The 22,316-nt window shown below is 32.2% G+C and carries 17 protein-coding genes; all 17 read left to right on the top strand.

Going from position 1 to position 22,316, the window contains the following annotated elements; translation table 11 throughout:
* Positions 1 to 46: 46 nt before the first annotated feature.
* The 17 genes from ruvB to V7P59_RS11890 all read left to right on the top strand — a co-directional run bounded on the left by ruvB (position 47) and on the right by V7P59_RS11890 (position 22,299).
* Positions 47 to 1,069 carry a Holliday junction branch migration DNA helicase RuvB gene (ruvB, locus tag V7P59_RS11965; RefSeq protein ID WP_333810383.1) on the top strand — a complete coding sequence of 341 codons (1,023 nt, stop codon included), beginning with the start codon at positions 47 to 49 and terminating at the stop codon, positions 1,067 to 1,069.
* Position 1,070: 1 nt separating this feature from the next.
* The gene (queG, locus tag V7P59_RS11960; RefSeq protein ID WP_333810382.1) at positions 1,071 to 1,997 is read left to right on the top strand and encodes a tRNA epoxyqueuosine(34) reductase QueG; all 927 of its coding nucleotides are present in this window, start codon (positions 1,071 to 1,073) and stop codon (positions 1,995 to 1,997) included.
* A 96-nt stretch (positions 1,998 to 2,093) separates the two neighbouring features.
* Positions 2,094 to 2,975 carry a DUF808 domain-containing protein gene (locus V7P59_RS11955; RefSeq protein ID WP_333810381.1) on the top strand — a complete coding sequence of 294 codons (882 nt, stop codon included), beginning with the start codon at positions 2,094 to 2,096 and terminating at the stop codon, positions 2,973 to 2,975.
* A gap of 26 nt (positions 2,976 to 3,001) precedes the next feature.
* Positions 3,002 to 3,670, top strand: coding sequence for a hypothetical protein (locus V7P59_RS11950; RefSeq protein WP_333810380.1), 669 nt, complete (start codon positions 3,002 to 3,004; stop codon positions 3,668 to 3,670).
* A gap of 121 nt (positions 3,671 to 3,791) precedes the next feature.
* The gene (locus V7P59_RS11945) at positions 3,792 to 6,074 is read left to right on the top strand and encodes an NADP-dependent malic enzyme (RefSeq protein WP_333810379.1); all 2,283 of its coding nucleotides are present in this window, start codon (positions 3,792 to 3,794) and stop codon (positions 6,072 to 6,074) included.
* A 9-nt stretch (positions 6,075 to 6,083) separates the two neighbouring features.
* Positions 6,084 to 6,665, top strand: a complete 582-nt coding sequence (gene ruvA, locus V7P59_RS11940) for a Holliday junction branch migration protein RuvA (RefSeq protein ID WP_333810378.1) — start codon at positions 6,084 to 6,086, stop codon at positions 6,663 to 6,665.
* A 63-nt stretch (positions 6,666 to 6,728) separates the two neighbouring features.
* Positions 6,729 to 13,892, top strand: a complete 7,164-nt coding sequence (sov, locus tag V7P59_RS11935) for a T9SS outer membrane translocon Sov/SprA (protein ID WP_333810393.1) — start codon at positions 6,729 to 6,731, stop codon at positions 13,890 to 13,892.
* A 123-nt stretch (positions 13,893 to 14,015) separates the two neighbouring features.
* Positions 14,016 to 14,396 (top strand): glycine cleavage system protein GcvH, encoded by a 381-nt coding sequence (gene gcvH, locus V7P59_RS11930; protein ID WP_333810377.1) that lies wholly within the window; start codon positions 14,016 to 14,018, stop codon positions 14,394 to 14,396.
* Positions 14,365 to 14,757 (top strand): VanZ family protein, encoded by a 393-nt coding sequence (locus tag V7P59_RS12755; RefSeq protein ID WP_442902425.1) that lies wholly within the window; start codon positions 14,365 to 14,367, stop codon positions 14,755 to 14,757. The genes gcvH and V7P59_RS12755 overlap by 32 nt, the downstream gene beginning before the upstream one ends.
* 44 nt (positions 14,758 to 14,801) lie before the next feature.
* Entirely contained in the window at positions 14,802 to 15,536 is a 735-nt protein-coding gene (locus V7P59_RS11925; RefSeq protein ID WP_333810376.1) for an energy transducer TonB, read from the top strand.
* A 93-nt stretch (positions 15,537 to 15,629) separates the two neighbouring features.
* Positions 15,630 to 16,388, top strand: a complete 759-nt coding sequence (locus tag V7P59_RS11920) for an energy transducer TonB (protein ID WP_333810375.1) — start codon at positions 15,630 to 15,632, stop codon at positions 16,386 to 16,388.
* Between the two features lie 74 nt (positions 16,389 to 16,462).
* Positions 16,463 to 17,206, top strand: coding sequence for a deoxyribose-phosphate aldolase (deoC, locus tag V7P59_RS11915; protein ID WP_333810374.1), 744 nt, complete (start codon positions 16,463 to 16,465; stop codon positions 17,204 to 17,206).
* Between the two features lie 10 nt (positions 17,207 to 17,216).
* On the top strand, positions 17,217 to 19,319 hold the full coding sequence (locus V7P59_RS11910; protein WP_333810373.1) for a gliding motility protein RemB: 2,103 nt from the start codon (positions 17,217 to 17,219) through the stop codon (positions 19,317 to 19,319).
* A 90-nt stretch (positions 19,320 to 19,409) separates the two neighbouring features.
* Positions 19,410 to 20,312: a heme o synthase gene (gene cyoE, locus V7P59_RS11905; RefSeq protein ID WP_333810372.1), complete on the top strand. Its 903-nt coding sequence runs from the start codon at positions 19,410 to 19,412 to the stop codon at positions 20,310 to 20,312.
* 2 nt (positions 20,313 to 20,314) lie between these two features.
* Positions 20,315 to 20,902: a cytochrome c oxidase subunit 3 gene (locus V7P59_RS11900; protein ID WP_333810371.1), complete on the top strand. Its 588-nt coding sequence runs from the start codon at positions 20,315 to 20,317 to the stop codon at positions 20,900 to 20,902.
* A 45-nt stretch (positions 20,903 to 20,947) separates the two neighbouring features.
* Positions 20,948 to 21,928 carry a cytochrome c oxidase subunit 3 gene (locus V7P59_RS11895; RefSeq protein WP_333810370.1) on the top strand — a complete coding sequence of 327 codons (981 nt, stop codon included), beginning with the start codon at positions 20,948 to 20,950 and terminating at the stop codon, positions 21,926 to 21,928.
* 20 nt (positions 21,929 to 21,948) lie between these two features.
* Positions 21,949 to 22,299 carry a cytochrome C oxidase subunit IV family protein gene (locus V7P59_RS11890; protein WP_333810369.1) on the top strand — a complete coding sequence of 117 codons (351 nt, stop codon included), beginning with the start codon at positions 21,949 to 21,951 and terminating at the stop codon, positions 22,297 to 22,299.
* Positions 22,300 to 22,316 lie beyond the last annotated feature (17 nt).

The following is a 22,316-nucleotide window of genomic DNA, read 5'->3' as shown; positions in this document are numbered from 1 at the left end:
TCAATATGAGAGGTTTTTTGTTTTATAACTTTACTATCTTTGTTATATGAATGAAAATTTAAATCCAAATAAAGAATCATATTCTCCACAAGATATTGATATCGAAAAAGCGTTGCGCCCTCTAAGCTTTGATGACTTCACTGGTCAGGATCAAGTTTTAGAGAATTTGACAGTCTTTGTTCAAGCAGCTAATTTGCGTAAAGAAGCTTTAGATCATACCTTGTTTCATGGACCTCCTGGTTTAGGAAAAACAACTTTGGCTAATATTTTAGCAAATGAGTTAGGTGTGGGAATCAAAATTACTTCTGGTCCCGTTTTAGATAAACCTGGGGATTTAGCAGGATTGTTGACAAATCTTGAAGAAAGAGATGTTTTGTTTATTGATGAAATTCATCGTTTAAGTCCAATCGTTGAAGAATATTTGTATTCTGCCATGGAGGATTTTAAGATTGATATCATGATTGAATCGGGTCCGAATGCAAGAACCGTTCAAATCAATTTGAATCCGTTTACTTTAGTTGGAGCTACCACTCGTTCTGGATTATTAACAGCGCCAATGCGAGCCCGTTTCGGCATTCAAAGTAGATTACAATATTATAATACCGAATTATTAACCAACATTGTGCAACGAAGTGCTTCGATTTTAAAAATGCCGATTACGATGGAAGCGGCTATTGAAATCGCGGGTAGAAGTAGAGGAACACCTCGTATTGCTAATGCATTATTGCGTCGTGTTAGAGATTTTGCACAAATCAAAGGAAACGGAAAAATTGATATCGAAATTGCAAAATTTGCTCTCAAGGCACTCAATGTTGATGCACACGGTTTAGATGAAATGGATAATAAAATTTTATCTACCATTATCGATAAATTCAAAGGAGGTCCAGTTGGATTAACCACATTGGCAACAGCAGTTTCTGAAAGTGGAGAAACCATTGAAGAAGTATATGAGCCTTTTTTAATTCAGGAAGGTTTTATAATTAGAACACCTCGCGGAAGAGAAGTGACCGAAAAGGCATATAAGCACTTAGGAAAAATTAAACACAATATCCAAGGAGGACTTTTTTAGTTTGATAAACAATAAAGAAAAATACTCACAAATTATCAAAGCCGAATCCAAAAGACTCGGCTTTTTGTCTTGTGGTATTTCAAAGGCTGGTTTTCTTGAAGAAGAAGCGCCTCGTTTAGAATATTGGTTAAACAACCAAATGCACGGTCAAATGAGTTATATGGAAAACCATTTTGACAAACGCTTGAATCCAACACTTTTGGTGGATGGAGCAAAAAGTGTGATTTCGTTGTTGCTCAATTATTATCCTTCCGAACATCAAAATGAGGATTCCTATAAGATTTCAAAATACGCCTACGGACAAGATTATCATCACGTCATAAAAGAAAAATTAAAGGAATTATTACATTTCATTCAAACCGAAATTGGAGAAGTTTCCGGAAGAGCTTTTGTAGATTCGGCACCCGTTTTGGATAAAGCTTGGGCGGCTAAGAGTGGTTTGGGTTGGGTTGGAAAAAACAGCAATCTCATTACGCAAAAAGTAGGTTCGTTTTATTTTATTGCCGAATTAATTATTGATTTGGAATTAGAATATGATTCACCAGCAACCGATCATTGTGGAAGTTGCACCGCTTGCTTAGACGCTTGTCCCACAGAAGCTATTGTAGCACCTTATGTTGTAGATGGAAGCAAGTGTATTTCTTATTTTACTATCGAATTAAAAGACAATTTACCACAAGAAATGAAAGGTAAATTTGACGATTGGATGTTTGGTTGTGATGTTTGCCAAGACGTTTGTCCGTGGAATCGATTTTCAAAACCACACAATGAACCACTTTTTCAAACGAACTCGGAGATTTTAAATTTTTCAAAATCGGATTGGGAAGAAATTACTCTTGATACTTTTCAAAAAGTTTTCAAAAATTCGGCTGTTAAAAGAACAAAATATGAAGGCTTGCTTCGTAACATTAATTTTTTAAAAGACTAAGAATTCTATAAATTTTTTTAGATCAAAAATATTTTTAAGAGAAAACTTTAATGTAGATTTGAGGGTTATATAGAAGAAAAATAAATTTAAAAAAGAATGGCATCAGGATTTTTTGCAATCTTAGACGATATCGCTGCACTAATGGACGATGTAGCAATGACAAGTAAATTAGCAACCAAAAAAACAGCAGGAATTTTAGGTGACGACTTAGCAGTTAATGCGGAAAAAGCAACGGGATTTTTAGCTTCTAGAGAAATTCCGGTATTGTGGGCAATTACAAAAGGTTCGTTTATCAATAAATTGATTATTCTACCAGTAGTTTTTGTTTTGAATTGGTTATATCCACCGGCAATTAAAGTAGCTTTAATCATAGGAGGAATTTACTTGGCTTATGAAGGTGTGGAGAAAATCATCGAATATTTTTTTCATCATACTAAAAAAGGAGAAGAAGTTATTGCGGAAAGCGAATTAGAGGAAAATAACGAAAATTCTGAAAAAGCAAAAGTAAAATCGGCTATCAAAACCGATTTCATTTTATCCCTTGAAATTGTTATCATCGCTTTAGGAACTGCAATGGAAAAACAGCATCCGCTCATTACCCAAATTTTGAGTGTAACTTTTGTAGCAATTATTGCAACCATCGGAGTATACGGAATTGTAGCCTTTATTGTTCGAATGGATGATGCTGGATTTTATTTGATGAGAAAATCAGACAACAAAGGATTTATGTCATCTGTAGGTGGAATTTTAATCAAAGCTTTGCCACTAGTGATTAAAGGACTTGCTGTTTTAGGAACTATTGCACTTATCTTAGTTTCAGGAGGTATTTTTCTTCATAATATCGACTACTTACATCATTTAATTCCTCATAGTATTCCATCAACACTAGCTGAATTTGGTGTTGGAATTGTATTTGGGTTAGTAGCAGTTTTGTTGATGACGGGGTTTAAGAAGGTAAAGGGTTTGGTGAAAAAGTAATATTCAATAATTTAAACATCTTCTTTATGAAATTTATATATATCATTTCAATTTTTTTCTTTCTTTCATGTAACAGTAACAAAAAAGAGAGTATTACTTTAAATGTCTTAAATGATACTTTAGTAACTTATCCAATAAGTTCAACAAAAGACACAGCTAATATAATTAAGTATTCTCTTGAAAATAATTCTGATGAAGCTATATATATTAATAACAATTTTGCTACAAAATTTGATCATAGCCAAAGTTTAATATTAAATGATGAAGTATTAGAATTAAATATAACTAATGACAATAAGATTGTAAAATGTTACGTAACAATTACTGATTTTGTAAAACCCTTTGATTGTGATGATAGTATTACTTCAGCAAATGAAAGAATTGAATATGATTATGTAAAGAAATCACCTTATGTGAAAACTGGTTTTATACTACATCCCAAAGAAAAAAAATATTTTATTGGATATGTGAAAATAACTGACAAAAATATTGGAATCAAACATATTAATAGTGTTAGTGCTGATGTCAAAAAAGACAAAAAATATTATGCTGAATTTTTCATAGATGCAAAAACTTCTAGATCAATAGAAATATTACCTTGGGATATAAAAGAAAATATTAAAACAAACAATTGTGAAATTTTTGATGGGGTAATAAAATTTGATAAAAAAATACCTGTAAAGATTTTAGATTGAAATTAATTTTCAGTGCTAAATTTTCTATTTTGAGTAAAAATATTTTTTCAAAAGAATCCCAAAATAATTTCTCATTTTATGCTCTTACTACTATATTTGTAAGTTAGTAAAATAAAAAACCATGCATAAAGATAGTAAACGTAGAGAAGCCTTATTATATCACGCAAAACCAACGCCAGGAAAAATTCAGGTAGTTCCTACCAAAAAATATGCAACTCAAAGAGATTTAGCTTTGGCTTATTCTCCAGGAGTAGCAGAACCTTGTTTAGAAATTGAAAAAGACGTTAACAACGTTTATAAATATACCGCAAAAGGAAATTTAGTAGCTGTAATCTCAAACGGAACCGCAGTTTTAGGTTTAGGAGATATTGGTCCAGAAGCCTCAAAACCAGTAATGGAAGGAAAAGGTTTGTTGTTCAAAATCTTTGCCGATATTGATGTTTTTGATATTGAAATGGATACTAAAGACGTAGACAAATTCATAGAAACGGTAAAAAATATCGCGCCAACTTTCGGAGGAATTAACTTAGAAGATATCAAAGCACCAGAATCTTTCGAAATTGAAAGACGTTTGGTAGAGGAATTGAATATTCCAGTAATGCACGATGACCAACACGGAACTGCTATTATTTCATCAGCCGCTTTATTGAATGCAGTAGAGTTAGCAGGAAAGAAAATGGATGAAGTGAAAATGGTTATTTCTGGGGCGGGTTCGGCTGCCATTGCTTGTGCTAATTTATATGTTGCATTTGGTGTAAAGCCAGAAAATATCGTGATGTTCAATAGTAAAGGAGCATTACGTAAAGATGACCCTCGTGTTACAGATATGCAACGCCCTTATGCAACAGATAAACATTATGATGATTTAGCACACGCTATGAAAGGTGCTGATGTATTTATCGGATTGTCTTCTGGAGATATCGTTACGCCTGAAATGTTATTGTCTATGGCAGATAATCCAATTGTTTTTGCAATGGCAAATCCTACGCCAGAGATCAACTATAATTTAGCTATCGATACGCGTAAAGATATCATTATGGCAACAGGTCGTTCAGATCATCCTAACCAAGTAAATAATGTATTAGGTTTCCCATTTATTTTTAGAGGGGCACTAGATGTTAGAGCTACGAAAATTAATGAGGAAATGAAGAAAGCAGCCGTTGTAGCTTTAGCTGAATTAGCAAAAGAGTCGGTTCCAGAGCAAGTAAATATTGCCTATGGTGAAACAAAATTAACGTTTGGTCGCGATTATATTATTCCAAAACCTTTTGATCCGAGGTTAATTGCAGCAGTTCCGCCAGCCGTAGCCAAAGCTGCTATGGAATCAGGTGTAGCAACAGCTCCAATTACTGATTGGGAAAAATACAAAGACGAATTATTAGAGCGAATGGGTTCTGATAACAAAATGATTCGTTTGCTAACCAATAGAGCAAGAACCAATCCAAAACGCATTATTTTTGCAGAAGCGGATCAAATTGATGTATTGAAAGCGGCTCAAATTGTTCATGAAGAAGGTATTGGTTTTCCAATTTTATTAGGAAATTTAGAAATTATAAAAGAGTTAAAAGAAGAAATTGGTTTTGATACTGAAGTGCCGATTTTTGATCCAAAAACCAAAGAATCTGAAGCGAAACGATTAGCGTATGCAAAACATTTTTGGGAGACCAGAAAGCGCAAAGGCATCACCTTGTTAGATGCAGAGAAATGGATGCGCGAGCGTAATTATTTTGGATTAATGATGGTTAATACGGGTGAAGCGGATGCAATGGTTACAGGATATTCTAGAAGTTACCCAACTACTATTAAACCTGTTATGCAATTGATTGATAAAGCACCTGGAGTTTCAAAAATTGCGACTACAAATATGATGATGACGGCAAGAGGACCAATTTTCTTGTCTGATACCGCAATAAATCCTAATCCTTCAGCAGATGATTTAGCAAGAATTGCTTTGATGACAGCTAAAACTGTTCGAATGTTCGGAATGGAGCCTGTTATTGCAATGGTTTCTTATTCAAATTTTGGTTCATCACATAATGAAGGACCAAGTAAAGTAAGTCAAGCTGTAGCTTATTTACATGAAAATTTCCCAGATTTAATTGTCGATGGAGAAATTCAAACAGACTTTGCATTAAATTCGGATATGTTAAAGAGTAAATTCCCGTTTTCAAAATTGGTAAATAAAAAAGTAAATACACTTATTTTTCCTAATTTAGACGCAGCAAATATTACTTATAAGTTATTGAAAGAGTTGAACAAAGCAGAATCTATTGGTCCAATTATTTTAGGATTAGACAAACCTGTTCACGTATTTCAATTAGGTGCTAGTGTAGAAGAAATGGTAAATATGGCAGCGGTTGCTGTTGTTGATGCTCAAGAAAAAGGAAGAAAACAAAACAGATAATTATTTTATATGATAGCTCATATTCAAGGAAGATTAGTTGAAAAAACACCTACAGAAGTTGTTATAGATTGTAATGGAGTGGGTTATCATATTAATATTTCATTACATACGTTTTCATTAATTCCAGATTCTGAGAATTTGAAATTATATACATTTTTACAAATTAAAGAAGATTCACATAGTTTATTTGGTTTTGTAGAAAAGCAAGAAAGAGAACTTTTTAAATTATTGCTTTCAGTATCTGGAGTTGGAGCTAGTACAGCTAGAACGATGTTGTCGTCTTTAGCACCAGCCCAAATAATTCAAGCTATCGCGGCAAATGATGTTACAACGATTCAATCAATGAAAGGAATTGGTGCCAAAACAGCTCAACGAATTATCTTAGATTTGAAAGAAAAAGTGTTAAAAGTGTATAATTTAGATGAAGTTTCTGTAGTTGAAAGCAATACAAATAAAGATGAAGCGTTATCTGCATTAGAAGTTTTAGGATTTGCTAGAAAAGCAGCCGAAAAAGTTATAGACAAGATCATCAGAGAAACCCCCAATGCTACTGTTGAAAACTTAATAAAACAAGCTTTAAAAAATTTATAAGACTTGAAAAAAATTAAAATAAAAGCAATAAATAAATTACATTATAGCCTAGCATTGTTTTGTATGCTTTTCTCTTTTTCACTACATGCACAGGTAGATGAGGAAGATAAAGATTCTGTAAAAACAGGGGTTGATTTAGGTAAAATAAAGGTGCCTAATCCTCCTAGTATTTTAGATAAGTATACTTATGACCCTGCGTCTGATCGTTATATTTATACTAGTACTGTTGATGGATTTAATATAAATTATCCAATGATTCTTACGCCAAAACAGTATCAAGAACTTGTTTTGCGTGAACAAATGCGTAAATATTATCAAGATAAATCAGCAGCAATAGATGGTAAAAAAGCGGGTTCAGATGCTGCCAAGAAAAATCTCTTACCCAGATATTACGTAAATTCTAAGTTTTTTGAAACAATTTTTGGTGGAAATACTATTGATGTTAAACCAACAGGTTCTGTAGAATTAGATTTAGGAGTTCGTTTTACTAAGCAAGATAATCCTTCTTTTTCACCTAGAAATAGAAGAACAACAAGTTTCGATTTTGATCAACGTATAAGTGTTGGTTTGCAAGGTAAAGTAGGAACCCGCTTAAATGTAAATGTAAATTACGATACACAATCAACTTTCGCTTTTCAAAATTTAATAAAATTAGAGTATACACCTACTGAAGACGATATTATTCAAAAAATAGAAGTAGGGAATGTTAGTTTTCCTTTGTCAAATTCTTTAATTCGAGGCGCTCAGAATTTATTTGGAGTTAAAGCACAGTTACAATTTGGGAAAACTACATTTACAGGAGTTTTTTCTGAACAAAAATCACAAACAAAATCCATAACAGCCCAAGGTGGAGGAACACTTCAAGATTTTGAAATGTTTGCCTTAGATTACGATGTAGATCGTCACTATTTCTTATCACAATATTTTAGAGACAGATATGATAAGTCATTAGAAACTTTCCCATATGTTAACTCACGCGTACAAATTAATAGAATTGAAGTTTGGATTACTAACAAACAAAATAGAGTTAATACCACCGATAATAATCTTAGAAATATTGTTGCCTTACAAGATATTGGAGAAGGACCATTAACCAATGTTTTACCTCAAGAAACGGTTCATATTAATTTGGCGGCTAATCCAACATTTTATAATGTTCCGCCTGATAGCCCTTCTAATAATGCGAATAACAAATTTAATCCTGCTAACATCGGCTCTAACTTTTTAAATAATTCAATTCGTGATGTTTCAACAGCAATTAATGGTTTTAACATCTCAGGAATGGCTGAAGGAATTGACTTTGCGAAATTAGAAAATGCAAGAAAATTATCGCCTTCAGAATATACGTATCATCCACAATTAGGTTATATTTCATTAAATCAACGTTTGGCTAATGATGAAGTTTTAGCGGTTGCATATCAATATACTATTGGAGATCAGGTATATCAAGTAGGGGAGTTTGGAACCGATGGTGTTGATGCTACAAACGTAGACAATACAGGTGTACCAAGTTCTCAAGCGTTAATTTTAAAGTTATTAAAAAGTAATTTAACGGTTGATAAGTATCAAGTGGGTGGTTCTGGACCTTATTTTACCATGCCCACATGGAATATTATGATGAAAAATATCTATCAAATTCCAGGAGCATATCAATTACAACAAGAAGATTTTAAATTAAATATTTTATATACAGATCCTTCTCCATTAAATTATATTACAGAAGCATCACCAACTGCACCAACATTACCTCCTGATGTTAAACAAACACCTTTGTTGAAAGTATTTGATTTAGATAGATTGAATTATACAAACGACCCCCAAGAAGGAGGAGATGGTTTTTTTGATTTTTACCAAGGTTTAACTGTTGATACACAAAAAGGAAGAATTATATTTTTAAAAGTCGAACCCTTTGGAAAACATTTGTTTAATAAATTAGCAAATTCACCTGTTACTGAAGATTACAATAATCTATTAACATATAATGAAAATCAAAGCAAATATGTTTTTAGAAGTTTGTATAAAACAACTCAAGCCGCAGCGCTACAAGAAAGTGCTAAAAATAAATTTCAATTAAAAGGACGTTTCAAATCTATGGGTGGCGACGGAATTTCAATTGGAGCTTTTAATGTGCCACAGGGTTCAGTTGTTGTGACTGCAGGGGGTAGGGTTTTAGTTGAAGGTGTTGATTATACCGTGAACTATCAAATGGGTAAAGTAAACATTTTAGACCCTTCTTTAGCTACAACGCCAATTGAAGTCTCAGTTGAAAACAACGCGGTATTTGGTCAGCAAACAAGAAGATTTTGGGGTTTTAATGTAGAACATAAATTTAATGATAAGTTTGTGGTAAATGCTACTATGTTAAATTTATCAGAGCGACCATTCACAACTAAATCAAATTATGGACAAGAATCAGTTAATAATACTATTTTTGGATTTAATGGGAATTACTCAACTGAAGTTCCTTTTTTAACCCGATTAGTAAATAAACTTCCAAATATTGACACTGATGTTCCTTCTAATATTTCCTTAAGAGGAGAAATAGCTTACTTAAAACCCGGTGCGTCAAAAGCAGATCAATTTAATGGCGAACCCACTACTTATATTGATGATTTTGAAGGTTCTCAATCAACAATCGACATGAGAAGTCCACAAGCGTGGTCATTAGCAAGTGTGCCATTAGAAGAAGGATTTGATGGCGATATAACCTCGAACGAACCTCCAGTTGATGCTTTAAATGTTGGTTATAAAAGGGCTAAATTATCTTGGTATACAATTGACCCAATATTTTATGTACAACCACCAGCTGGAATTTCAGATACAGATTTATCCTTTAATAGAACAAGAAGAATTTTTAGCCGAGAGTTATATCCAGTTACCGATATTGCTCAAGGACAATCTACTGTAATCAGTACATTAGATTTAACCTATTATCCAAAAGACAGAGGACCTTATAATTTTAATCCAACGCTAGCATCAACAAATCAATTTACTGATGCTGAAGCTCCTGAAAATTGGGGAGGAATTATGAGAGCAATTAATTCAACAAATTTTGAGCAATCGAATGTTGAGTATATTCAATTTTGGGTATTAGATCCTTATTATGGTAATCCTGGCGATGTAGCCGATCCAACAAATACAGGAAAAATTGTTTTCAATTTGGGTGAAATTTCAGAAGATATACTAAGAGACGGTAGAAAACTATACGAGAATGGATTGCCAGAAGTCAATTCTAACCAACCTGTTGTGTCAACGTCATGGGGTCAGGTTCCTGCATCTCAATCATTAATTTATGCTTTTGATACTAACAATGCTAATAGAGCTGTTCAAGATGCAGGTTTTGATGGATTAACTGATGCTGATGAAGCTATAAAATTCTCAGCTTTTGCCTCTCAACCGGATCCATCTGCTGATAATTATCAATTTTATTTAAGTACAGGAGGCGATATTGTTAACCGATACAAAAATTATAACGGATTTGAAGGTAACTCTCCGGTTACAGTTACAGATACTAATAGAGGTAATACTACATTTCCTGATGTAGAGGATATTAATCGTGATAATACCATGAACACGATTAATGCGTATTTTAAATTTGAAGTACCAATTTTAAAATATCCTGATACTGATGATGGGGTTCCAGTAGGTCAAAATTACATTGTAGATTCAAGAAAATTTACAGATGTATTGCCAAATGGTCAAACCGCTAAAGCAAGATGGATTTTATATAAAATTCCAATTCAAGAATTTACCGATGCTAACAAAGTAGGACCTATTAACGATTTTAGATCCATTCGTTTTATGCGTATGTACATGACTGGATTTAAAGATGAAGTTACATTGCGTTTTGGAGCTTTAGATTTGGTAAGAGGAGAATGGAGACGTTTTGTGAATTCTTTAGATATTAATGATCCAAATCCAAATGATGACGAAACAGGATTTGATGTTGTAGCTTTGAATATACAGGAGAATGGAGATAGAACTCCTATTAAATATGTTACTCCTCCCGGTGTAGTTAGAGAGCAGTTATATAACAATAACACTGTTATAAATCAAAACGAACAATCTTTATCATTGCGTGTTTATGATAAAAATGGAGGTGTTGTAAATGGTTTACAGCCAAATGATTCAAGAGCTGTATTTAAAAATGTAAGTGTTGATATGCGCCAGTTTAAAAAACTACGTATGTTTTTACACGCCGAAGCAACTGAAAATGGAGGTTTACAAGATGATAATTTAACAGCTTTCATTAGATTTGGAAATGATTTTACCGATAATTTTTATCAGGTTGAAATTCCTCTAAAAGTTACAGCTTACGGAGAATCTTCTCCTGATGCTATCTGGCCTTCAGATAACGAAATTGAATTGCCGTTGTCTTTATTAACCAAATTAAAAATTTTAGCATTAGCAAGTGATCCATCAATTAGCTATGATCCAAATGGAATTGGTTTTGTTGAAGAAGAAGATTTAGGTTCTTCAAGAAACAGATTAACCCTAGGAATTAAAGGGAATCCAAATTTTGGATTGGTTCGAACTTTAATGATTGGAATTAAAAATAAATCGGGACAAATACAACGTGGTGAAGTTTGGTTTAATGAGTTGCGTATGTCAGATATGGACAATAAAGGAGGTTATGCAGCCGTTGCTAACTTAGATTCTAATTTGGCTGATTTTGCTACTGTTTCTGCCACAACAAGAATGAGTACTATTGGTTTTGGTTCTCTTGAAGAAGGTCCAAATGAAAGAAGTAGAGAAGATGTATTTCAATATGACATAGTAACTAATTTAAATTTAGGAAAATTGTTGCCAAAAAAATGGGGAATTAATCTTCCATTTAATTATGGTGTAGGCGAACAAACGATTACACCTAAATATGATCCGTTCTATCAAGATATTGAATTACAGCAATTATTAGATGTAACGCCAAATGCTACAGATCGCTCTAATATTGAAAATCGTGCAATTGATTATACTAAAAGAACTAGTATTAACTTTATTGGTGTAAAAAAGATAAAAGATCAAGAGAAAAAAACGCATTTTTATGATGTAGAAAATTTAACTTTATCTTATTCGTTAAATGAAACACAGCGTCATAATTATGAAATTGAAAATTTAATTGATCAACAAAATAGATCAACAGTTGATTATGCTTATTCATTCAAACCTCTAACTATTGAGCCTTTTAAAGAAACGAAAAGATTTAAAAAGAGTGGTTATTATAAAATGTTGAGCGATTTCAATTTTAATTTCTTACCAACAAATATTTCATTTAGTTCAACAATATTAAGACAGTTTAACAAGCAAAGATTCCGTTTGGTAGACGTTGAAGGAATTGGATTGGGCGATCTTTATAGAAGAAATTACTTCTTCAATTATCAATACGGATTCAATTATAATTTAACAAAATCATTACGTGTTAATTATACAGCAGCATCCAACAATATTGTTCGTAATTATTTAGATGAGAATAATTTACCAATTGATGGTTTAGGTATATGGGATGATTATTGGAATACAGGAGAAGCAAATCAACATAACCAGCAATTGGTTGTAAATTATGATCTTCCAATTAACAAATTGCCAATTTTTAGTTTTGTAAAATCAACTTATACTTATACAGGTGATTATAACTGGCAACGTTCTTCTGATGCTTTTTCAAGTATTGAGGCCGAAGATGGAACTTTGTATCAATTAGGAAATACCGTTCAAAATGCTAGTTCGCACAAATTGAATACAGCATTCAATATGGATATGTTTTATAAATACATTGGTTTAACTAAAACAAAATCAAACAAGAAAAGTGTTCCAGCACCTAAGGGGAAACAAGAACCGCCAAAACCAGGTCAAAAAGTTACGGCAGCAGGAAATACTAATATTTCTAATGAACGTAATCCATTTGTTGCAGGTTTAATTGGAGTTGTTACTAGTGTCAAAAATATTCAAGTAAATTATACTGAAAATAAAGGAACTGTACTTCCAGGATACTTACCAGGTTTAGGATTCTTTGGTTCGTCTAAGCCTTCTTTAGGATTTGTTTTTGGTAGTCAGGCGGATGTTCGTTATGAGGCAGCAAGAAATGGTTGGTTAACAACTTTCCCAGAGTTTAATCAAAATTTCACTCAAGTGCAAAACACAAAATTGAACTTTACGGCTCAATTAGAAGTATTTCCAGATTTTAAAATAGATTTGAATGCTGATCGTTCCTATACTTACAATTTTTCTGAGCAATATGATGTAACCGCAGGTAATTATAATTCGCGTTCACCATACGATTTTGGAAATTTCAACATTTCAACAATTTTAATAAAAACTGCTTTTTCGCAAAGTGATGTTAACTTTTCCGAAGCTTTCCAAGATTTAAGAGATAATAGATTAACTGTTGCAAATCGTTTAGCTGAAAGTTATTATGGTTCTCAAACTTTTCCTAGAGATGCAGAAGGTTATCCTATAGGCTATGGAAAAAATAGTCAACAAGTTCTATTGCCTTCATTTATTGCAGCTTATTCTGGACAAGATGCTAGTAAAGTTTCAACAGGAGTTTTTAGAAATACACCACTACCAAACTGGAATATTAAATACACAGGTTTAATGCGTTATTCTTGGTTTAAAGAAAATTTTAAACGTTTTTCAGTACAACATGGATATAGAGCAAGTTATAATGTTAATGCATTTCGTTCTAATTTGAATGATGCTCCAGTTGATGCTAATGGTAATTTCTTTGCAAATAAAATTGTTTCGAATGTTAACTTGGTAGAGCAATTTAATCCGTTAGTTCGATTTGATTTTGAGATGAAAAATTCAATCAAACTTTTAGCAGAAATTAAAAAGGATAGAACGCTTAACATGAGTTTTGACAATAACTTATTAACAGAGGTAACGGGGAATGAATATATTGTAGGTATTGGTTATAGAATTAAAGACGTTACCATTAACTCAGCTTTAGCCGATAATGTTTCTGGAATTATTAAAAGTGATATCAATATAAAAGCTGATTTTTCATTGCGCAAAAGTAATACTATTGTGCGTTATTTAGATTATGATAACAATCAATTGGGAGGCGGACAAGATTTATGGTCTGTTAGATTAACAGCCGATTATTCATTTAGTAAGTATTTAACGGCTATTTTCTTCTATGATCATCAATTTTCACAAGCTGTTATTTCTACTTCTTTCCCAACTACCAATATTAGAAGTGGATTTACATTGCGATATAATTTCGGAAATTAAAATACTAGCAACCTTGCATAAGACATCTTTTGAAAGCTTGACTTTAATGTAAAAAAAATAACAAAAACATTTTTTTCAATTCAATAAATACAATTACATTTGTACGTCAAAAAATTATAACTAATGAATATACCAACTAATTTAAAATACACTAAAGACCACGAGTGGGTTTCAGTTGATGGTGATGTTGCAACAGTAGGAATCACAGATTTTGCTCAAAAAGAATTGGGTGATATCGTATATGTTGAAGTGGAAACTTTAGATCAAACGTTAGATAAAGATGAAGTGTTTGGAACTGTAGAAGCAGTTAAAACAGTTTCTGATTTGTTTTTACCATTATCTGGAGAAATTATTGAATTCAATGATTCTTTAGAATCAGATCCAGAAAAAGTAAACACGGATCCTTATGGAGACGGTTGGATGGTGAAAGTGAAAATTTCTGATGCATCTGAAATAGATACACTTTTATCAAGTGAAGATTACAAAGCACTTATCGGAGCGTAGTTTTTTATTTCTTGCGATACTTTGGACAGTTATAATTACGGTTCTAAGTTTAGTAAGCCTAAATTCTATTCCCCAAGTAGATGTTCCTGGTAAAGATAAGATAGTACATTTTTTATTTTATTCGATATTTGTCATATTTTGGAGCTTTTCAAAAAACAAATGGTGTTCTAATTGGAACTATAGGTTGTTAATTGTTTGTTTGGCAATTGTATATGGCATAATTATTGAGGTTTTACAAAGTGTATTGACCCATACCAGAGAAGCAGATTTAAATGATATTTTAGCCAATTCATTAGGAGCTATTGTTGGATTTGTCTGTGTATACTGTGTGAAGAATAAATTTTTTAATAAATTTTTTTAAAACATTTCTAATATTAACTATATTAGCACCTCAAAATTAAAATTATGGAAGTAAAGAAAAACCCTAATGTTGACCCAAAGAGAAATAGTGCGCTATTTTTCCTTATTGGCCTTACTGCAGTTTTATTTTTAACCTATATAGGAATAGAACTTAAATCAGAAGACCCAAGAGTTGAGGTTGAAAAATTAGATATTACAGACAATTTTGTTGAAGAAGAAGAGACCATTTTAACAATGCCTCCTGTTCAAAAATTACCACCACCACCACCGCCTGCTCCAGAAGTAATTCAAATTGTTGATAACAAACAAGTTATTGAAGAAAAGAAAATTGAAGTTACTGAAGTGAATGAAAATAAACCAGTAGTTGTTACTCAAGCTTCTAATTATGGAAGTGAAGGGGGAACGGCTGAGGAATTAGACGAAGAAGTTCCTTTTGCAGTAATTGAAGATGTTCCAGTATTCCCTGGATGTGAAGGTGTTGATAAAACAAAACGTTTAGACTGTTTCATGGAACAAATGGCTAAACACATTAAAAAGAATCAGCAATATCCTGAGAAGGCGATGGAAGATAATATACAAGGTAGAGTGTCTGTTATTTTTGTTATTGATAAAGATGGAAGTATAACTAATGTGCAGGCAAAAGGACCGAAAGGTGGAGAATTGTTGGAAAAAGAAGCTTTAAGAGTAATCTCTAAATTACCAAAATTCAAACCTGGTTTACAAAGAGGAAAACCTGTAAAAGTAAAATATAGCCAGCCGATTACATTTAAATTACAATAATATAGAATCCCAACTTTAAAAGTTGGGATTTTTTTTGGCATGTAAATTGTATAGGTTAATTAACAAACTGTTAACTATTAATCTATATAAGTCATGAAAGCAAATGTTGATTTTCCGAAAAGAACCAAAAATAGTTTTATCTATTTTCAAGTGGGTTTAATTGCAACAATGGTTGTAGTACTTTTTGTTCTTGAATTTAATTTTCAGAATAAGAAAAGAGTAGTAACTGATAATTCTAAAATTGAAATTACGTCTGAACCTACATTTGTATATAACCCTGCTCCAGCAGCTAAACCATTAGAAAGTAGAAAACCGATTGTGGTAAAAGTTCCTAAAGTTGTTAATGCTTTTAAATCAACGAAACAAGAAGTAAAAAAAGAAGATAATACAACTCCTATTGCTACTCAGGATAATCAAGGCGAAAACAATACAACATCTGCTTCTACTTCTACAGATGATCCAAAAGGAACTGTGACAGAGGAAGAGCCAAAGGAATTTACTCCTTTTTCAGTAGATAATTTGCCTATGTTTGATGCTTGTAAAGGATTAAGTAGAGCAGCTCAAAAAGAATGTTTTGACGAACAAATGGCTAAGGCTATCACAAAACATTTAATTTATCCTGAAAGTGATTTAGAAAATGGAAGACAAGGTGTTGCTCTTGTAGAGTTTGTAATTGATGAAAAAGGGATGATTACTAATGTGAAAGCCTTGGATAACAACAGAGCTACTGCTGCAATGCAAAAAGCAGCTGAAAAGGCGGTAAAAAGAGTTCCAAGGTTAATCCCAGCGATGCATGGCAAAACACCTGTAAGAATAAAATATAGTATTCCAGTAGGATTCAGAATGAAATAAATAAATATAATTGCTTTAAAAATATCCCATTTCGATGGGATTTTTTATTTTTACACATTATAACCCTAAGCGAAATGAATATCAAACAATATTTAGATTCAACATATCTAAAAACGGCAACTCAAGCTAATCTTTCTGAAACAGAGAATGCCCAAGTAGTGGTAAATTGCATCCAAGAAGCTATTGATCATAATTTTAAATTAATCATGATTCGACCTGATAAAGTGGCTTTAGCAAAAAAAATGATTCAAGAAGCGAATTCAAAAGTTACCATAGGAACGGTTATCGATTTTCCATTAGGAAATGGAACCTTGGAAGAAAAATTAGCAGAAGCCAAACAAGCTATCGAAAATGGTGCTGATGATTTAGATTATGTAGTAGATTATGAAGCTTTCAAAAGAGGTGAAATTGACGCTGTAAAAGAGCAAGTTATTCAAGGAACAAAATTAGGATTGGCTCATAATAAAATTGTAAAATGGATTATTGAAGTAGCAGCTTTAGATAATCATCAAATTGTGCAACTTTCTACTTTAATTAAAAATGTTGTGATTGCTAATTTTAGCGAAAAAGAATATGATAAAGTTTTTGTGAAATCCTCTACGGGTTTTTATAAAACCCCTGAAGGTGTTCCAAATGGAGCTACAATCCCAACAATCAAATTAATGTTAGAAAATTCATTTCCCTTACCTGTAAAAGCGGCTGGAGGTGTTCGAACATATGAAGAAGCGGTTGAAATGATTCAATTGGGAGTAAAAAGAATTGGTACATCTGCTGCAAAAGCAATTGCAAGTGGTGAAATTTCAAATAGCGATTATTAAAAATAACCAAATGAAAAAAATATATTGTTTACTATTGTTGGTTTTTGGATTAACAACATATGCTCAAAATTCTTCCAATGAGCAATTTCCAAAATTTTCTGATTGTATTAATGCTATTGGCAAACAACAAGAATCTTGTTTTTATAGTACTATTCAAAATTATTTTTATAATAACTATAAAGTACCACAAGAACTTCAAGAGCAAAATTACAAAGGAACAGTAATAGTAGTTTTTGAAGTGGATACTATTGGGAAATTTAAGGTTTTATATGCGGATGCAACTCATGAGTCTTTAAAAAAAGAAGCTAATCGTGTTTTTGAGTCACTACCAAAAATTGCTCCTGCAACTTATTCTGGAAAACCTACCTATTCAAAATTTTCAATAAAAATTAATATACCTTTAGTAGCACCAAATACACAAGAAGATATAGCAACAAAGTATGCCAAAACAAATACTGTTTTAATTGACAACAAAAAAGAATTATCGGAATACGATGATATTGTTTATAAACCATTCGAAAATCCGCAATTTAAAAGTTCAGGAATTGTACAATTTTCACATCAAAACTATGGTGTTTTCGATGCGTTAATGAATCAAGTAGGAACAAATAATCACACGGCTTCAAAACCGTATTCGTATGATGAAGTAGCTAAGTATTATGATTTTGAATCAGCAAATCAATCTTTTTTGAAACAAAAAGCATCTTGGTGGGGAAGAAAATTATGGAACGAAAATGTAGTAGCGATTCAAGGTGAAGAATATTGGTTTACCTTAAATCCCATTTTCGATTTTAGAGTAGGGAAAGATACTGAAAGTGAAGCATCTAATACTTTTGTAAATACAAGAGGTTTGATTGTAAATGGTGGACTTGGAAAACAATTGACTTTTACTACTTCTATCTATGAAAGTCAAGGAAGATTTGCCGATTACTACAATGCGTATGCAGAAAGCATCAAACCATCAGGGGGAAATCCTGCAATTATTCCGGGAATTGGAATTGCAAAACGTTTTAAAGAAGATGCTTATGATTTTCCATTGGCAGAAGCAAACATCAAATACAAACCAAATCAATTTATCGATCTTCAATTAGGATATGGTAGAAATTTCTTAGGAGATGGTTATCGTTCTTTATTGCAAAGTGATGGAGCAAGTCCTTATCCTTATTTCAAAATAAATACAACCTTTTGGAAAATCAAATATACCAATACCTATATGTGGCTAAAAGATGTTCGAAATGAGGCTACAATAGACGGAACTTACGCTACAAAATACATGGCAAGTCATTATTTGAGTTGGAATGTAACCAAAAAATTGAATTTAGGATTTTTTGAAAATGTAGTTTGGACGAATACGAATGATAGAGGTTTTGATTTCAACTTTGTAAATCCGTTAATTTTTTACAGAACAGTTGAGTTTGGTTCCTCATCTAAAACTGGAAATGCATTACTTGGATTGACATCAAAATACAAGTGGAACAATAGTGTGAATTTCTATGGTCAATTTTTAATTGATGAATTTGCAATTGGTGATATAAGACAAAGCAATCAAAGTTGGAGGAACAAATTTGCCTATCAAGTAGGAGCAAAATATTACGATGCATTCAAAGTAAAAAACTTATTGCTTCAAGTGGAGTATAACCAAGTCCGTCCTTATGTATACTCGCACAGTAATCCGTTAACTAATTACGGTCACAACAATCAGAGTATGGGGCATATGTGGGGGGCAAATTTTAGAGAATTCATTGCGATTGCACGTTACTATAAAGGAAGGTATTTTGCTGATGCGAAATTAATCTACGGCCAACGGGGATTTGATTTCAATAACGGAACCGATAATTTCAACTACGGAGGAAATATCTATTTAGATTATGATGAAAATCGCCCATACGATACCGGGGTTTCCATTGCGCAAGGAAATAAAACTACGGTTATGATTGCTGATTTACAAGTGGGATATGTTGTAAATCCGGCTTATAATTTAAAAGTTTTTGGAAATGTAATGTTGCGAAATTTTGACCCAACAGCTGAAACTGCAGCAACAATAAAATCAAACACAACTTGGTTTTCAATTGGACTAAGAAGCGATTTATTTAACTGGTATTTTGATTATTAGTAGATTTAACGAATTTTCTAAATTCTAAATTCTAAATTCTAATTTTCATATCGTATCTTTGCACGCAATTTCAAAGCGAAAAACACTAAAGTGGACACGAATACACAACCTCAAATCAAAAAATCTCTTTACAAAGACTTTGTAGAAATCACAAAGGCGCGCTTATCTATTAGCGTAGTTGTTTCTACTATTGCAGGTTATTTGTTAGGATTTAATGAGGAGCAACCTTTTCAATGGCTAGTTTTAGTGCTGTTAATCGTTGGAGGTTATTGTATGGTTGGCGCTTCAAATGTTTTCAATCAAATCATCGAAATTGAATTAGACGCCAAAATGGACCGAACTAAAAATCGTCCATTACCTTCTGGAAGAATCTCTAAACAAAATGCTTTTATTTTAGGTTGTGTTTTAACTCTTTTAGGGTTAGCCATTTTATACAATGTAAATCCTAAAACCGCTATGTTTGGTGCTATTTCGATTTTTATGTATGTTAGTTTATATACACCATTAAAAACGGTAACACCACTTTCTGTTTTTGTTGGTGCTTTTCCTGGTGCAATTCCTTTCATGTTAGGTTGGGTAGCCGCCACAGGTCATTTCGGAATTGAAGCGGGAACTTTATTTATTATTCAATTTTTTTGGCAATTTCCACACTTTTGGGCAATCGGTTGGTTTTTATATGACGATTACAAAAAAGCAGGTTTCTTTATGTTGCCAACAGGAGAACGAGATAAGAAAACAGCACTACAAACCATTTTATATACGATTTGGATGATTTTATCTTCTATAATTCCTGCTTTTGGTTTTACTGGAAACTTGTTCTTGTCTAAAACGGCAGCAGTAATTGTATTTTTGTTAGGATTATGGATGTTGTTTTATGCGGTTGAATTGCATAAGAAGATGGATGCTAAGGCAGCAAGAAAATTAATGATAGTAAGTGTTTCCTATATTTCGTTGTTGCAAATAATATATGTTATAGATAAATTTTTACGATAGTTATGGAAAATAAAATGACTTTTGAAGAAGAACAAGCTCGTAAAGGCAGAACTTACAAAATGTTGCTATGGTTCGGTATGATTAGCATCTGTATGATTTTTGCCGGACTAACAAGTGCTTATGTAGTAAGTAAATCAAGGCCGGATTGGTTGAAAGATTTTGTATTACCTTCTGCATTTGTAATTAGTACAGTAGCAATGTTAGTTAGTAGTTTTACTTTCTATTTAGCTTTACAAGCAACAAAAAAAGACAACAGAGGTAGTGCATCCATGTTTTTATTGATTACTTTAGCACTTGGAATTGCATTTATAGTATTACAATTTAAAGGATTTGGGCAAGTAATCGATAACGGTTATTTCTTTACAGGAAGTGAGAGTAATGTAACGACTTCTTTTCTTTATATTGCTGTTTTGGTTCATATTGCACACCTTTTAGGAGGGATTATTTCACTTTTAGTAGTAATTTATAATCATTATAAACAAAAATACAATTCAGCTCAAACCCTTGGTATAGAGCTAAGTGCGATGTATTGGCACTTTATGGATTTTATTTGGGTTTATTTGTTTTTATTTTTCTATTTTTTCAAATAGAAAAAAAATAATAAATTTGGGAACTTTTTAACAATTAAAAAATTTATGGGAGCGACAGTTATTTCAAACGAACACGCTTTAGACGGAGGTCCAGGGCCATTAGGAGCAACCTATGGTAAAATGATGATGTGGTTTTTCATCTTGTCAGATGCATTAACTTTTTCTGGTTTCTTAGCCGCGTACGGTTTTTCAAGATTTAAATTTATTGAAACTTGGCCTATCGCCGATGAAGTATTTAACCACTTTCCATTTTTACATGGTGTAAATGCGCCAATGTATTATGTAGCGTTAATGACTTTTATCTTAATTTTCTCTTCAGTTACTATGGTTTTAGCTGTTGATGCTGGTCATCATATGAAAAAAACAAAAGTAGCAGTTTACATGTTGTTAACTATCGTAGGAGGTTTTATCTTCTTAGGTTCACAAGCTTGGGAATGGAAAAATTTCATTAAAGGTGAATATGGTGCTATAGAAACTAAAGGAGGTTCTATTTTACAATTTGTTCAAAAGCAAGAAGATGGAACTTTTAAAAGAGTAGCTTTAGCCGATTTTGCTGCAACTTTACCAGAAGCTAGAGAGCAATTAGATAGAAATGATGGCGTTTGGTTTATGAATGAAGCTACATTGCCAACTTATTCAATAAATGAAGTAGTTGAAGGTTTCAAAGCAGATGAATCTATTTTAGTTCGTTCTGAATATTTGAATGCTGAAAAACATAAAACAGTTTTATCAAGAGAAGAGTCTTTAAAAAGATTAGCTGAGGCAAAATATGTAGTAGAAGGTGCTAACTTAGTTAGAAACGAATACGGACATAAATTATTTGCTAATTTCTTCTTCTTTATTACAGGTTTCCACGGATTCCACGTATTTACAGGAGTATTAATTAATATCATCATTTTCTTTAATGTGTTATTAGGTACTTATGAAAAGAGAAAAAGCTACGAAATGGTTGAAAAAGTTGGATTATACTGGCACTTTGTCGATTTAGTGTGGGTATTCGTATTTACTTTCTTCTATTTAGTATAATTATATAATAAAAGTATATCATGGCACACGCACACGAATCAAATACAAAAAGAATTTGGATAGTTTTCGGAATTCTATCTGTAATTACTATCGTTGAAGTTTTATTCGGTATCTATAAACCAAAATCATTATTTTTCAACAATTTCTTAGGAATGAATTTATTGAACTGGTTGTTCATCATTCTAACTATTGTAAAAGCTTATTATATTACTTGGGCTTTCATGCACATGGAAGGTGAGAAAAAATGGTTTAGAAGATCAATTGTTTGGACTGTTGTTTTCTTAATCCTTTATTTATCTTTCATTTTATTAGTTGAAGGAGATTACGTTTACGAAGTTTTTAAGACTGGTCATTTAAAGTGGATATTTTAACACTTGTTTCTCATATT

The sequence above is a fragment of the Flavobacterium sp. genome (assembly GCF_036782315.1).
Classification (GTDB): domain Bacteria; phylum Bacteroidota; class Bacteroidia; order Flavobacteriales; family Flavobacteriaceae; genus Flavobacterium.
The sequence above is the reverse complement of the archived record's forward strand: the minus strand, read 5'-3'. Positions and strand labels throughout refer to the sequence as shown.